Source organism: Nocardia rosealba (assembly GCF_020216065.1).
GTDB lineage: Bacteria > Actinomycetota > Actinomycetes > Mycobacteriales > Mycobacteriaceae > Nocardia > Nocardia rosealba.
In genome coordinates, this window is sequence record NZ_JAIWNA010000002.1 from 678,850 (window position 1) to 692,920 (window position 14,071).

Annotated in this window: 17 protein-coding genes; 12 read left to right on the forward strand and 5 right to left on the reverse strand. The window is 68.7% G+C overall.

Features of this window, described 5'->3' with window-relative positions; translation table 11 throughout:
• Position 1 precedes the first annotated feature (1 nt).
• From LDL21_RS10040 to LDL21_RS10090, 11 genes are all read left to right on the forward strand, one after another.
• The gene (locus tag LDL21_RS10040) at positions 2 to 1,222 is read left to right on the forward strand and encodes an acetyl-CoA C-acetyltransferase (RefSeq protein WP_225279760.1); all 1,221 of its coding nucleotides are present in this window, start codon (positions 2 to 4) and stop codon (positions 1,220 to 1,222) included.
• Positions 1,219 to 1,974, forward strand: coding sequence for an SDR family oxidoreductase (locus tag LDL21_RS10045; RefSeq protein ID WP_225279761.1), 756 nt, complete (start codon positions 1,219 to 1,221; stop codon positions 1,972 to 1,974). The genes LDL21_RS10040 and LDL21_RS10045 overlap by 4 nt, the downstream gene beginning before the upstream one ends.
• A gap of 33 nt (positions 1,975 to 2,007) precedes the next feature.
• Positions 2,008 to 2,763 (forward strand): SDR family oxidoreductase, encoded by a 756-nt coding sequence (locus LDL21_RS10050; RefSeq protein ID WP_181697094.1) that lies wholly within the window; start codon positions 2,008 to 2,010, stop codon positions 2,761 to 2,763.
• Positions 2,760 to 3,215, forward strand: coding sequence for a MaoC family dehydratase (locus LDL21_RS10055; protein ID WP_225279762.1), 456 nt, complete (start codon positions 2,760 to 2,762; stop codon positions 3,213 to 3,215). The genes LDL21_RS10050 and LDL21_RS10055 overlap by 4 nt, the downstream gene beginning before the upstream one ends.
• Positions 3,212 to 4,231, forward strand: a complete 1,020-nt coding sequence (locus tag LDL21_RS10060) for a phosphotransferase family protein (RefSeq protein ID WP_225279763.1) — start codon at positions 3,212 to 3,214, stop codon at positions 4,229 to 4,231. The genes LDL21_RS10055 and LDL21_RS10060 overlap by 4 nt, the downstream gene beginning before the upstream one ends.
• On the forward strand, positions 4,231 to 5,454 hold the full coding sequence (locus LDL21_RS10065) for an acyl-CoA dehydrogenase family protein (RefSeq protein WP_225279764.1): 1,224 nt from the start codon (positions 4,231 to 4,233) through the stop codon (positions 5,452 to 5,454). Before LDL21_RS10060 ends, LDL21_RS10065 begins: the two co-directional genes overlap by 1 nt.
• A complete protein-coding gene (locus LDL21_RS10070) occupies positions 5,451 to 6,629 on the forward strand; it encodes an acyl-CoA dehydrogenase family protein (RefSeq protein ID WP_225279765.1) in 1,179 nt (392 codons plus the stop codon). The genes LDL21_RS10065 and LDL21_RS10070 overlap by 4 nt, the downstream gene beginning before the upstream one ends.
• Positions 6,626 to 7,699 (forward strand): acyl-CoA dehydrogenase family protein, encoded by a 1,074-nt coding sequence (locus LDL21_RS10075; RefSeq protein WP_225279766.1) that lies wholly within the window; start codon positions 6,626 to 6,628, stop codon positions 7,697 to 7,699. The genes LDL21_RS10070 and LDL21_RS10075 overlap by 4 nt, the downstream gene beginning before the upstream one ends.
• Positions 7,700 to 7,758: 59 nt before the next feature.
• Positions 7,759 to 7,914 carry a hypothetical protein gene (locus tag LDL21_RS10080; protein WP_225279767.1) on the forward strand — a complete coding sequence of 52 codons (156 nt, stop codon included), beginning with the start codon at positions 7,759 to 7,761 and terminating at the stop codon, positions 7,912 to 7,914.
• Positions 7,915 to 7,961: 47 nt separating this feature from the next.
• Entirely contained in the window at positions 7,962 to 8,507 is a 546-nt protein-coding gene (locus LDL21_RS10085; RefSeq protein ID WP_225279768.1) for an HAD domain-containing protein, read from the forward strand.
• A gap of 77 nt (positions 8,508 to 8,584) precedes the next feature.
• The gene (locus LDL21_RS10090; RefSeq protein WP_225279769.1) at positions 8,585 to 8,965 is read left to right on the forward strand and encodes a DUF4440 domain-containing protein; all 381 of its coding nucleotides are present in this window, start codon (positions 8,585 to 8,587) and stop codon (positions 8,963 to 8,965) included.
• Between the two features lie 104 nt (positions 8,966 to 9,069).
• Here the strand turns inward: LDL21_RS10090 and LDL21_RS10095 are convergent, their stop codons facing one another.
• The gene (locus tag LDL21_RS10095) at positions 9,070 to 9,489 is read right to left on the reverse strand and encodes a hypothetical protein (protein ID WP_225279770.1); all 420 of its coding nucleotides are present in this window, start codon (positions 9,487 to 9,489) and stop codon (positions 9,070 to 9,072) included.
• 60 nt (positions 9,490 to 9,549) lie between these two features.
• On the opposite strand from LDL21_RS10095, the gene LDL21_RS10100 reads away from it, so the two are divergent.
• A complete protein-coding gene (locus tag LDL21_RS10100) occupies positions 9,550 to 10,338 on the forward strand; it encodes an SDR family NAD(P)-dependent oxidoreductase (protein ID WP_225279771.1) in 789 nt (262 codons plus the stop codon).
• Here the strand turns inward: LDL21_RS10100 and LDL21_RS10105 are convergent.
• The 4 genes from LDL21_RS10105 to LDL21_RS10120 all read right to left on the reverse strand — a co-directional run bounded on the left by LDL21_RS10105 (position 10,314) and on the right by LDL21_RS10120 (position 14,068).
• Positions 10,314 to 10,706: a hypothetical protein gene (locus LDL21_RS10105; RefSeq protein WP_225279772.1), complete on the reverse strand. Its 393-nt coding sequence runs from the start codon at positions 10,704 to 10,706 to the stop codon at positions 10,314 to 10,316. The genes LDL21_RS10100 and LDL21_RS10105 overlap by 25 nt on opposite strands.
• A 241-nt stretch (positions 10,707 to 10,947) precedes the next feature.
• Positions 10,948 to 11,838 carry an RNA polymerase sigma-70 factor gene (locus LDL21_RS10110; RefSeq protein WP_225279773.1) on the reverse strand — a complete coding sequence of 297 codons (891 nt, stop codon included), beginning with the start codon at positions 11,836 to 11,838 and terminating at the stop codon, positions 10,948 to 10,950.
• Positions 11,839 to 11,860: 22 nt separating this feature from the next.
• Positions 11,861 to 13,042 (reverse strand): NAD(P)/FAD-dependent oxidoreductase, encoded by a 1,182-nt coding sequence (locus LDL21_RS10115; protein WP_225279774.1) that lies wholly within the window; start codon positions 13,040 to 13,042, stop codon positions 11,861 to 11,863.
• An 87-nt stretch (positions 13,043 to 13,129) separates the two neighbouring features.
• Complete coding sequence (locus LDL21_RS10120; RefSeq protein ID WP_225279775.1) at positions 13,130 to 14,068, reverse strand: sigma-70 family RNA polymerase sigma factor; 939 nt, start codon at positions 14,066 to 14,068, stop codon at positions 13,130 to 13,132.
• Positions 14,069 to 14,071: the final 3 nt, after the last annotated feature.

The window sequence follows — 14,071 nt, forward strand, 5'->3', positions numbered from 1 at the left end:
GATGCCGGAAGCCGTGATCGTCGCCGCCGCTCGTTCCCCGATCGGTCGGGCGGGCAAGGGGTCGCTCAAAGACCTCCGCCCCGACGACCTGACCGTTCAGATGGTGCGTGCGGCCCTGGCACAGGTACCCGCCCTCGACCCCACCGAGATCGAGGACCTGGTCCTGGGCTGCGGGCAGCCGGCGGGAGAGTCCGGTTTCAACATGGCCCGGGTGGTCGCGGTGCTCGCCGGGCTGGACGCGGTGCCCGGGACCACGGTGAACCGCTACTGTTCGTCGAGCTTGCAGAGCACGCGAATGGCACTGCATGCCATCAAGGCGGGCGAGGGCGACGTGTTCATCTCGGCCGGAGTCGAGACGGTGAGCCGCTTCGGCAAGGGCAGCGCCGACGGCATGCCCGACACCAAGAACCCCGTCTTCGCCGAGGCGCTCGCCCGCACCACCGCGCGCGCCGACGCGGGCGCCCCCGTGTGGACGGACCCGCGCCTGACCGGTGACCTGCCCGATGTGTACATCGCGATGGGGCAGACCGCCGAGAATGTCGCCCAGCACACAGGGATCACCCGCGCCGAACAGGACGAATTCGGTGTCCGCTCGCAGAATCTCGCCGAGAAGGCCATCGCCAACGGCTTCTGGGCCACCGACATCACCCCGGTGACGCTGCCCGACGGCACGGTGGTCAGTGCCGACGACGGCCCGCGTGCCGGTGTCACCCTCGAGGCGGTGAGTCAGCTGAAGCCGGTCTTCCGTCCCGACGGCACCGTCACCGCGGGCAACTGCTGCCCGCTCAACGACGGCGCCGCCGCCCTGGTGATCATGTCCGACACCAAGGCGCGCGAGCTCGGCCTGACCCCGCTGGCGCGGATCGTCAGCACCGGTGTCTCGGGCCTGTCGCCGGAGATCATGGGCCTGGGCCCCATCGAGGCGTCGCGGCAGGCATTGCGCCGTGCCGGTCTCACCATCGACGACATCGACCTGGTCGAGATCAACGAGGCATTCGCGGTGCAGGTGATCGGCTCGGCTCGCGAACTCGGCATCCCCGAGGACAAACTGAACGTCAACGGTGGCGCGATCGCGGTCGGCCATCCGTTCGGCATGACCGGCGCCCGCATCACGAGTACGCTCATCAACTCCTTGCGTTTCCACGACAAGCAGTTCGGTTTGGAGACCATGTGCGTCGGCGGCGGCCAGGGTATGGCCATGGTGCTGGAGCGGCTCTCGTGACCGGCCGTTTCGCGGGCAAGACCGCGATCGTCACCGGCGCCAGCCGTGGCATCGGCCTCGGCATCGCGCAGCGCCTCGTCGACGACGGCGCGAAAGTCGTTGTCACCGCCCGCAAACAGGACGCGCTCGACGCGGCGGTCGCCCAGCTCGGCGGCCCCGAGCACGCCCTCGGCGTGGCCGGTCGCGCCGACGACACCGAGCACCAGGCCGACACCGTCGAGCGCGCGATCACCACCTTCGGCAGCGCCGACCTGCTGGTCAACAACACCGGCATCAATCCGGTCTTCGGTCCGATGATCGACCTCGATCTCGAGGCCGCGCGCAAGATCGTCGAGGTCAACTGCCTCGGCGCGCTCTCGTGGACGCAGCAGGTCCACAAGGGCTGGATGGCCGAACACGGTGGCGCGGTGGTGAACGTCGCCTCGATCGCGGGGATCCGCAGCGCACCAGGCATCGGCTTCTACGGTGCGAGCAAAGCGATGCTCATCCACATCACCCAGGAACTCGCGGTCGAACTCGGCCCCGACATCCGGGTCAACGCGGTGGCGCCCGCCGTGGTGAAGACGAAATTCGCCACCGCGCTGTACGAAGGCCGCGAAAAGCAGGTGGCCGATACCTACCCGATGAAGCGGCTCGGTGTGCCCGAGGACATCGCCGGTGCCGTGACGTTTCTGCTCTCGCCCGACGCCGCATGGGTCACTGGTCAGCTGCTCGTCGTCGACGGTGGCGTGACCTTGACCGGCGGATTGTAAAACACTGTGCCGCAAGACTTTCAGGAGAAGACTATGAACACGACGAGAACCGCTGTCGTCACCGGCGCCGCCCGGGGAATCGGTGCCGCCGTCGCGAAGAAGCTCGCCGCCGACGGGATGGCGGTGGCCGTCCTCGATCTCGACGAGGACGCCTGCAAGCCGGTCGTCGCCGAGATCGAGGCCGCCGGTGGCCGGGCCCTCGCGGTCGGGGCGAATGTCGCGGTCGAGGCCGCGGTGGAGTCGGCCGTCGAGCGGATCGTCGCCGAGCTCGGTGCGCCGACCGTGCTGGTCAACAACGCGGGTGTCATCCGCGACAACATGCTGTTCCGGATGAGCACCGACGACTGGGACACGGTGATGAACGTGCACCTGCGCGGGGCGTTCCTGATGACCCGCGCGGTCCAGAAGCACATGACCGAGGCGAAGTTCGGCCGCATCGTCAACCTGTCGAGCACCTCGGCGCTGGGTAACCGCGGCCAGGCCAACTACTCGGCCGCGAAGGCGGGTGTGCAGGGCTTCACCAAGACGCTGGCCCTGGAACTTGGCAAGTTCGGGGTCACCGCGAACGCCATCGCCCCGGGTTTCATCGAGACCGAGATGACCGCTGCGACCGCCGAGCGGCTCGGAGTTCCGTTCGAGGATTTCAAAGCCGGTGTGGCGTCGCAGATCCCGGTGGCGCGCACCGGGGTGCCCGACGATATCGCGCATGCCGTGTCGTTCTTCGTCAGCGAAGGCGCGGGCTTCGTGTCCGGGCAGGTGCTGTACGTGGCGGGCGGGCCGAAGGCATGAGGGCATTCCAGGGGATCGCCGAGCTGGAGGCGGCAGTCGGCACCCATCTCGGCTACTCCGGGTGGCACACGGTGACCCAGGAGCAGATCGACACCTTCGCCGACGCGACCGGTGACCACCAGTGGATCCACGTCGACCCCGTACGCGCGGCCGAAGGGCCCTTCGGAACGACGATCGCCCACGGGTATCTGACATTGTCGCTGGTCCCGATGCTCGTCGCCCAGGTGTATCGGATCGAGGGCCTGGCGATGGCGGTGAACTACGGCTCCAACAAGGTGCGCTTCCCGGCGCCCGTGCCCGTCGGGTCGCGGCTGCGCGCGGGTCTCGAGTTGCGGTCGGTGGCGCCGGGTGGCGGTGGGCACCTGATCACCAACACCGTCGTCGTCGAGCGCGAGGGCGGTGAGAAGCCGGTGTGTGTGGTGGAGACGGTCACCCTGGCGGTCGCGAAATGACCGTGCCCGGTCTGGATCTCGACCGCTTCGGGCACTGGCTGCGGGCCACGCTGCCCGGCGTCGGCACCGACCTCGACGCCACGCTCATCGCCGGCGGCAAGTCCAATCTCACCTACACGGTGACCGACGGTGCGTCGTCGTGGATCGTGCGGCGCCCGCCGCTCGGGCACGTGCTGGCCACCGCGCACGACATGGCCCGCGAGTACCGGGTGATGGCCGCGCTCGCGCCGACCTCGGTACCCGTGCCTGCCATGTACGGGCTGTGCGAGGACACCGACGTGCTCGGTGCGCCGTTCTACGTCATGGAACGGGTCGAGGGCACGCCCTATCGGGACGCGGCCGCCCTGGCCGAGCTGGGACCGGAACGGACACAGCGCATCTCGGCCGCCCTGGTCGACACCCTCGCCGACTTGCACGCCGTCGACCCGGCGGCCGTCGGACTGGCCGATTTCGGCAGGCCGGAGGGATTCCTCGAACGGCAGGTGCGTCGATGGAAGCAGCAACTCGATGCCTCCCATACCCGTGACCTGCCGCTGGCCACCGAACTGCACGCGCGTCTGGCCGCCGACGTCCCCGTCGAGTCGGCGGCTGGCATCGTGCACGGTGACTACCGCCTCGACAATGTCCTCGTCGACGACTCCGACCGGCTCGCGGCCGTCATCGACTGGGAGATGGCGACTCTGGGCGACCCGCTCACCGATCTGGCCCTGATGGTCGTCTACGGCCGCCTCGCCGCCCTGCCGAACGGCAAGGTCGCCGTGGCCGACGCGTCGCTGGCGCCCGGCTTCCTCACCGAGGACGAGATCATCGCCCGATACACCGCCCGCAGTGACCGCGACATGTCCCGCTTCGGCTTCTACCTCGGGCTCGCCGCGTTCAAACTCGCCGCGATCCTGGAAGGCATCCACTTCCGCTACCTGCGGGGCCAGACTGTCGGCGAGGGCTTCGATGTCATCGGTTCGGCGATCGAGCCCCTGCTGGAAACCGGCCTCACCGCACTGAAGGAGCATTCCTGATGGACTTCGCCTACGACGCGCGCACCGAAGAACTGCGCGCCACGCTGCTCGACTTCATGGACAGCCACGTCTATCCGGCCGAAGCGGTATTCCGTGCGCAGCTCGGGCAGCTGGACAACCGCTGGGCCTGGGACTCGGTTCCCGTGCTGGCGGAACTGCGCGCCGAGGCACGAAGCCGTGGGCTGTGGAATCTGTTCCTTCCGGGCGAACACGGCGCGGGTCTGACGAATCTGCAGTACGCGCCGCTGGCCGAGATCACCGGGCGCAGTGCGGGACTCGCGCCCGCCGTGTTCAACTGCGCCGCGCCCGACACCGGCAATATGGAGGTACTCGCCCAGTTCGGCACCGAGGAACAGCGCAAACAGTGGCTCGAGCCGCTGCTCGACGGGACCATCCGCTCGGCGTTCGCCATGACCGAACCGGATGTGGCGTCCTCGGACGCCACCAATATCGCCACCCGCATCGAACGCGACGGTGACGACTACGTGCTCAACGGGCGCAAATGGTGGATCACCGGGGCGATGAACCCCAACTGCCGCATCTTCATCGTGATGGGCAAGACCGACCCGTCCGCGAGCAGGCACCAGCAGCAGTCGATGATCCTCGTGCCCCGTGACACCCCCGGCGTCGAAATCCACCGGGGCATGGAGGTTTTCGGCTACGACGACCACGACCACGGTGGCCACGCCGAGATGACGTTCACCGACGCGCGTGTGCCCGCGTCGAACCTGATCGGGGTGGAGGGCGCCGGTTTCGCCATCGCCCAGGCACGGCTGGGGCCGGGCCGCATCCACCACTGCATGCGCTCCATCGGTGTCGCCGAGCGCGCCGTGGAACTGATGTGCGCGCGAGCCGAGGACCGGGTGGCGTTCGGCAGGCCGCTCGCCGACCAGGGCGTGATCCGGGATTGGATCGCCGAGTCGCGGGTGCGGCTCGAGCAACTGCGGCTGCTCGTCCTCAAGACCGCATGGCTGATGGACACCGTCGGAAACAAGGGCGCGCACACCGAGATCCAGGCCATCAAGATCGCCACCCCGGCCACGGTGCAGTGGATTCTGGACAAGGCGATCCAGGTGCACGGTGCGGGCGGGCTGTCCCAGGACTTCCCCCTCGCCGCCGCTTACGCCGGTATCCGCACGCTGCGTTTCGCCGACGGTCCCGACGAAGTACACAAGAACGCGTTGGCCAAGAGCGAGCTGCGCAAGCAGCGGGAGGCCCGGTGACGCGCGACGAATTGCACCGTGCCGTAGCGGAATTCCTCGCCGCCAACGATCCGGACACCACCGACCGCCTGGAATTCCTGCGCGCGCGCTTCGACGCGGGATTGGCCTGGGTGCACTACCCGGCCGGTCAGGGCGGGCTCGGGCTGCCCCGGGAATGGCAGGACGAGGTACAGCGGCTGTTCGCCGAAGCCGGTGCGCCCGACAACAACCCGGGCGCCAACACCATCGGCCTCGGCATGGCGGCGCCGACGATCCTCGCGTGCGGTACCGAGGAACAGAAGCGGCGGTTCCTGCGTCCGTTGTGGACGGGCGAGGAGATCTGGTGCCAGCTGTTCAGCGAACCGGGCGCCGGATCGGACCTGGCGAATGTGAGCACCCGCGCGGTCCGTGACGGCGACGAGTGGGTGGTCGACGGGCAGAAGGTGTGGACGTCGAGCGCTCACCTGGCGCAGTTCGCGATCCTGCTCGCCCGCACCGACCCGGGCGTGCCCAAGCACCGCGGCCTGACGTTCTTCCTCATCGACATGACCCAGCCCGGCGTCGAGGTGCGGCCGCTGCGCCAGATCACCGGTGAGGCCGAGTTCAACGAGGTATTCCTCACCGAGGCAAGGGTTCCCGATACCCAGCGCCTCGGCGCCGAGGGCGACGGGTGGCGGGTCGCCAACACCACGCTCAACACCGAGCGGGTGGCGATCGGCGGCCGCGACACCGCCCGGGAGACCGGAATGATCGGGGTGGTGAGCCGGACCTGGCGCGACAATCCCGACCTGCGCACCCCCGAGCTGCACGATCGGCTCCTGCGGCTGTGGGTCGATGCCGAGGTGGCCAGGCAGACCGGTGTGCGGTTGCAGCAGAAACTGGCAAAGGGTATGCCGGGCCCGGAGGGGTCGGCGATGAAATTGATCTTCGCCCGCGTGGCCCAGCAGCTGTCCGGCCTGGAGGTGGAGGTGCTCGGTGAGCAGGGCCTTCGCTATTCGGACTGGACCATGGTCCGACCCGATCACGTCGACTTCACCGGCCGCGACGCCGGCTACCGGTACCTGCGGGCGAAGGGCAATTCCATCGAGGGCGGCACCTCGGAGATCCTGCGCAATATCGTCGCCGAACGCATTCTCGGGTTGCCCGCCGAGGCGCGCACCGACAAGGACCGCCCCTGGAAGGAGGTCGCCCGATGACCGAGCTGAACCTGCTCTACACCGATGTCGAGGACGACCTGCGCGCCACCGTGCGCGCAGTGCTGAGCGCCCACTGCGACCCGTCGTCGGTGACCGCACTCTACGACGGCGACCGGTCGCTGGTCGCGGGGCTGTGGAAGAACATCGCTGTCGACCTGGGTCTCGCGGGGTTGCTCGTCCCCGAGGAGCACGGCGGTGCGGGGGCGTCGGCGCGGGAGGCCGCGGTGGTGCTCGAGGAGCTCGGGCGTTTCGTCGCACCGGTACCGTTCCTCACCAGTTCCGTCGTGGCCACCACCGCACTGCTCGGCTCGGCTAGCTCGTTGCTCGGTGAGCTCGCGGCAGGGGAGCGGACCGCAGCCCTTGTCGTTCCGTTCTCCACGGCCGCGCATGCGCCGATTCCGGCCGTCGCCGACGGTGGCACCGTCACCAGTGTCGCTGGGGCGCTCGAGGCGGATGTTCTGCTGGTTCCTGTTGCCGGTCCGGAGGGCATCGCACTGCACGCGGTCGCGGCCGACGCCGCACGGATCACCCCGGTGGCGTCGCTGGATATGACCCGTCAGCTCGCCGATATCACCTTCGACGGGTTCGCGGGACAGCCGCTCGTCGCCGACGGCGAAGCCGCAGTTCGCCGCGCCCTGCTCGCCGGTTCCGGGCTGCTGGCGTCGGAACAGTGCGGGTCGGCGCGGTGGTGTCTCGAGGAAACCGTGGCCTACCTGAAGGAACGCCGTCAGTTCGGCCGGGTGGTCGGCGGCTTCCAGGCGATCAAGCACCGGCTCGCCGACCTCTACACGGGCGTGGAATCGGCGACCGCCACCGCCCGCTACGCCGCGGCCACGCTCGCCGCCGCCGACCCCGATGCCCCCGTGGCGGCGGGTGTCGCGCAGGCCTATTGCAGTGACCTGGCCGTGCTCGCGGCCGAGGAAGCGGTGCAACTGCACGGTGGCATGGGTATGACCTGGGAACACCCGACCCACCTCTACCTCAAACGAGCCAAGGCCGATCAGATCGCCTTCGGCACGGCAGGTACGCACCGCGCCCACCTCGCCGAACTGATCGCCTTGCCGGCCTGAGCTCGCCGTTTTCCCGCCCCCACACCGGGTAGGCGCGATGCAGAGGAAAGGAGGACCTGATGCACGCGTCGAAGGAACCGTCCGGTGACCGCTACGACCCCGCCGAGGACCCGGACGCCGACCCGGAAATGATCCAGCCACCCGACCGCTTCACCCCGCAGCCGAGTCAGGCCGAAGGAGAGGACGAGCAACCGCACTCCGAACGCAGCGGATAAGCTGTCGGGCAAGAGGATTCGCAATCGGCGGGACGGGGAACGCGACAATGGTCGACCGCCCCCTGCTCTACCTCGATGTCGACGGTCCGCTCAACCCGTACCGCGCGAAACCGGAGCAACGTCCGCGTGGGTACGAGACGCACCGGTTGCTGCCGCAGTCGTGGATCGCGCGGCACCGCGACATCCCCGTGCGGCGGGTGAAGCCATTGCGGGTGTGGTTGAACCCGTCACATGGCCGCACCTTGACCGAGCTGGCGGAGGACTTCGAATTGTGGTGGGCGACAACATGGGAGCACGACGCGAACACCCACATCGCCCCGGTCCTCGGCTTGCCGGAGTTACCGGTGGTCGAGTGGAAATCGCCCGGGTGCCAGGGTCCGGAGGGGACGTTCTGGAAGACCGCCGAACTGGTCGAACACGCGGCGGGTAGACCGTTCGCCTGGGTCGACGACGACATCACGACACCGGATCGCCGGTACATCAATGCCCGCCACGCCGCACCCGCCCTCCTGCGATTCGTCCACCCGGCCGCCGGTCTCGTCGAGGACGACTTCGCCGCCCTGACGTCCTGGGCCCGCACCCTAGGACCATAGGATGGACCTGAATGCCCTTGCCGCACGGGGCAGTTCGTGGACCGAGCACGGCAGTGATCGTGAGGAGAGGACTGAGCGTGGATCTCGAGGATGCGATACAAGCGCTGCACGACGACCTGGCCGCCTGGCTCGGGTCCGAGGCACCGGATTCGGTCTTCGACCGCTTCGCCGCAGCGCAGGATCCTTCGTTCTCCATGGTGACGACAACGGGTCAGGTCCTGCACCGCGACGAATTGCTGACCGGGCTGCGCGCGGCGCGTAATGCCCAGCCGGGGTTGCGCATCGCCATCAGCGAGATCGAAGTGCTGTCGAGTGACGGTGCCGTCACGGTGGTCCGCTTCCTGGAATCACACCACCATGCGGGCACGGTTTCGCGACGCCGTGTGCTCGCGGTTCTGCGGTCGGAGCGGGAATCATTGCGCTGGTCGACCCTCCAAGAAACCGACGTCCCCGACTGACCTTCCCCGAGGCCACCAGATCCGCAGATTCCGACGCGAAGTGGCCGCCCCGTCGCCTCAGCCCTGCCCGGTCGGGGGTCAGTCCTGCCAGCTGCTGTGGCTCATCAGGTTGTCCCAGTTCGGCAACGGCACCTCCGGGTGGTGCAGGCGCACGAGCTCGGTTCCGAGGCTGGCCTGGAACGCCTTTCGGGGTTCGCGAGGATCTGGTCCTCCATGATCGTGGTGATCGCCGGGGTTCCGCCGCGGCGCGGGTAGGCGGCGTGCACGGCGTCGGCGTAGCCGGGCGGCAGATCCCCGGGGCCGCCACCGATGTCGATGCCGATGCCCTCCACCGCGATCCAGATCTCGGCCGGTCTGCGCCTACGGAAGACCGGTGAGTCGCTGAAGCCGGAGGTGTGTCCCGCGATGGCGTCCCACACCGTTTCTACCCGGGCGTCGGTGATGCCGTGTCGTTCGAGGAACTCGGCCGCGAAATCGGCGCCGGTGCTGTCGGGTGGCGACGCCGATACGGGGATAAGGTGCACACGGCGTTCTTTCTTGTCGGAGTCCGGTGGCCGCCGGACCGTTCTGAGGAAGTGGTGCGCGTGCGAATCGATCTGACCGGGAAGACAGCGTTGGTCACCGGCTCCACCCAGGGCATCGGCGCGGCCATCGCACAGGGTCTCGCCGACGCGGGTGCCCGCGTGGTGGTCAACGGGCGCACCGCCGACCGGGTGGACGCGGCGGTCGCCGACATACGCGCTACCGGTGGGGACGCGCTCGGTGTCGCCGCCGATGTCACCACCGAGGAGGGAGTCGAGCAGCTGCTGCGCGAACTGCCCGACGTCGACATTCTGGTGAACAACCTCGGCATCTTCGAGGCGGTGCCCGCGCGCGAGATCACCGACGCGCAGTGGCGGTCGTTCTTCGAGGTGAATGTGTTGTCGGCGGTGCGGCTGATCCGGGCGTACCTGCCCGGCATGACCGAGCGCGGGTGGGGTCGCGCCCTGCAGATCGCCAGCGATTCCGCCGTGGTCACTCCCGCCGAGATGATCCACTACGGCGTATCCAAGACCGCGCTGCTCGCGGTGACCCGTGGCTTCGCCAAAGATGCTGCGGGGACCGGGGTCACGGTGAATTCGGTGATCGCCGGACCCACCCACACCGGTGGCGTGGAGGAGTTCGTGTACCAGCTGGTCGACCGGTCGTTGCCGTGGGACCAGGCGCAGCGCGAGTTCATGCGCGTGCACCGCCCGCAGTCCCTGATCCAGCGGCTGATCGAACCGTCGGAAATCGCGAACATGGTCGTGTACCTGAGTTCGCCGCTGGCATCGGCGACGACCGGCGGAGCCCTGCGCGTCGACGGCGGCTACGTCGATTCGATCCTGCCGTAACGCCCTTGCCAGGCGGCGAGCCAGCCGATCTCCATCGCCGCGTCGATGAGGTAGGTCTTGCGGATCGTGCCCTTGGGGACATAGATCAAGTCGATCGTCAGCAACCATCCCGCTGTGGTGAGACCGAGCCGACGTGCGCTTGCCAGACCTGCCGGTGTGCGCGCTGCCGTCAGCTGCACGAGGCCGTTGCCCGCGAGCAGTCCCGCGACGGTGAACTGCAGCCAGCGGTCGTACTTCTGGCCGAAGATCGCCTCGAAGCTGCGTCTGCTGAGGAGCGGCCATACGCCGCCGACAACGTTGAAGGCGCCGTGCGCGCGGGCGAGAGCCGCGGCTGGAGCCGGCCTGGTCGAACGATCGTCGGCGGACATCGCACTCCTCACAGAGAAGGGCTGGATGTTCGCCGCGTACCCCCACGGCGAGTGCGAAAACACGCGAGAACGAAAGCGGGCGGGCCGGCTCCAGGGAGTGGGTGGTGCGGGTAGTGCGGTGCCGACCCGCCCGCCACACTATTCGTGTGTGGGGGAGTCGTGGATGGGTGCATGCTGCGGCAGGAATCCGTGCACCGTGCCACCGCACTGAGCACCCGGCGCGGCGACGCCTACGTGCATCTCATCGCAGAGTGAGCGGGGTCGTCGCGTCGATGTGCGTCAGCTTCTGCGGGTTGCGCACGTAGTAGATGCCGGTGATCCGGTCGTCCTCGACGCGTACGGCGAGCACACCGTCGCGCTCGCCGTCGATGGACACCGCGAGCGCGGGTCCGCCGTTGACCAGCGTCGGCTCCACGACGAGGTCGACAGCGTGCTTGGTGAGGCCGCCGACGATGAAGCGCGACACCTTGTCGGCGCCGACAACCGGGCGCGGGTTGGCCTGCTTGATCCCGCCTCCGTCGCTGACGGCAACCACGTCCGGGGCGAGGACATCGAGCAATCCTTGCAGGTCACGGGTCTCCAGCGCTCGCTGGAACGCTTCGATCGTCGCTTCGGCCTGCTGCGCGCTCACCGTGCGCCGTGGCCTGCGTTCCTCCACGTGCCGGCGGGCGCGACTGGCGATCTGGTGCACGGCGGCGGGCGACTTGTCGACCGCCGCCGCGATCTCGGCGTAGCTGATGCCGAACGCCTCGTGCAGCACGAACACCGCGCGTTCGGTCGGGGTCAACGTCTCGAGCACCAGCATCAATCCCATCGACACGCTGTCGGCGAGTTCGACATCGGCGGCGACGTCCGGTGCGGTGAGCAGCGGTTCCGGCAGCCACGAACCGACATAGGACTCCCGTCGCCGCTTGAGCGAGCGCAACCGGTTCAGCGCCTGGCGGGTGGTGATGCGCACCAGATACGCGCGCCGGTCCGTCACCTGCTCCAGGTCGGCCTTCACCCACCGCAGCCAGGTCTCCTGCAGTACGTCCTCGGCGTCGGCCGCCGAGCCGAGCATCTCGTAGGCCACCGTGAACAGCAGATTGCGATGCTGCACAAAGGTTTCCGTCGCGTCGACGGGAGTGGTCATCGTCGGTTCTCCTGTCCGTGGCTCAGGCTGTGGTGATCGCGGCGCGGCGGTCGCGCAACACCTGTGGACGGTGTTTGCCGTCCTTCGGCCAGGAATGCGAGCCGGGCTTGTTCGCCTCGGTGACCAGGTGCTTCACGCTCGCCGCGCACGAGAACTCCTTGAGCGCGCGACCGGCCGGGCCGGTGAAGTACAGGCCCATCGCGGTGTCGTCCTTGTGGCCGAGCTGGAAGATTCCCGCTCGGCGGCCGAAGCTGATGCACATGGCCTGGAAGGCCAGGTCGATCGAGGTGGGTTCGGTCCCGTCGATGCGGTGCGCGATGGTGTCGGCGGCGTGCGCGCCGAGGCAACCGGCCACATAGGCGCTCATCCGGAACGGCAGGTCCGAGGGCGCCGACGAGTCACCGGCCGCGACGATCCGGTCGTCGTCGACGCTGGTCAGGGACTCGTCGGTGAGCAGCCGCCCGGCGGCATCGGTACGCAGTCCACTGTGCGCCGCCAGTTGCGGTATCCCGAAACCCGCTGCCCAGATGGTGATCTCGCTGGGCAGGGCCGTTCCGGTCGCCAGCCGCACCGACGTCTGCGTTACCTCGGTGACGAGCGATTCGGGGCCTTCGAGCAATCCGACACCCAGTTTCGTCAGGTACTTGCGGGCGGTCCGCCGAGCCCGGGGATGCAGGTACGGGCCGAGCGTGCCGCCGCAGACCAGGGTGACCGAACGGCCCTGTTCGGCGAGTTCGGTCGCGGTCTCGATCCCGGTGGGGCCGCCGCCGACCACGGTCACCGGCGCCGACATCGCCCGGTCGAACAGGATCGACCGCAACCGCTGCGCTGCCTCCAAAGTGGCGACGGGATAGGCGAATTCGGCGGCACCGGGCACCTGCGGTTCCGCGGCGCCGCTACCGGCGGCGTAGACGAGGTAGTCGAAGTCGAGGTCCGCGCCGTCGGCCAGGGCGACGCGGCGGGCGCCCGCATCGATCCCGGTGACACTGTCGACGACCAGCGAGACACCCTCGGCCAGCACGTCGCGGTAGTCGACGATCGCGTCGTGGGTTCCACCGACCAGCTGATGCAGGCGCAGCCGGGGTACGAAGACGGGGCGTGGGTTGATCACGGTGATCCGCACGTCCTGGCGCGCGCTGAGCCGATTGGCCGCCATCACCCCGGCGTATCCGCCGCCGATCACGACCACGTGGTTGGTGTTCATGGTGTCTCCTTCGCTCCGAGGGGTTCGAGCACAAGACACCGCACGGGCGAAGATCCTGACACGATGTGACTCAGATCACCAGCGGGTCTACCAAGCCTCGATGAGTGGGCTGTCGTGGTCGGTGCGCTGCCACCGCTGGGCGAAACGGGCCAACCGGGCCGGGTTGGCGATGGCGCGCAGACCCGCGATCCGGTCGTCGCGTACCTCCATGATCGCCATGCCGAGGATCCGGTCGTCGAGCGTGAACACGAGGGCCGGGCAGCCGTTGACCAGGGCGGCGTGGAGATCAGGCACGCGACCGTCGAGGTGGCGTCTGATCGTGTCGGGCCGTAAACCCGCCCGCATGGCGATCGCCAGCCGCGATGGGCCGCTGAACCGCACGAGCTTGCGGGCGGTTCCGCCCACACCGTCGGAAGTGCCCGTGGCGTCGGCGGTGAGCAGGGCGACGAGCTGTTCGGTGCGCCCCGACGACGCGGCCGCGACGAACGCCTCCACGATGCGTCGCGCCGCTACATGGTCGGTGCCGGTTCCGTTGCGGGCGGCGGTGATCCGGCGCTTGGCGCGATGCGCGTGCTGCTGACTGGCCGATTCGCTGATGCCGAGAATGTCGGCGATCTCGGCATGGCTGTAGGAGAACGCTTCGCGCAGAACATAAACGGCGCGTTCCACCGGTGTCAGCTGTTCGAGCAGCATGAGCACCGCCAGCGTCACCGACTCGCGTTGTTCGGCGGTGTCGGCGGGCCCGAGCATGGGGTCGCCGTCGAGCAGCGGTTCGGGCATCCACGCGCCCACCGCCCGTTCGCGACGCACTTTGGCGGAGCGCAGACGGTCGAGAGCCAGATTGGTGACGATCTTGGTGAGCCAGGCCTCGGGTACCTCGACATGGTCGCGATCCGCGGCCTGCCACCGCAGAAAGGCGTCCTGCACCGTGTCCTCGGCATCGGCGGCCGACCCGAGCAGGCGGTACGCGAGCGAGGCCAACCGGTCGCGGTTGGCCTCGAAACGCGCGACGGTCGCGGTGTCCATGAG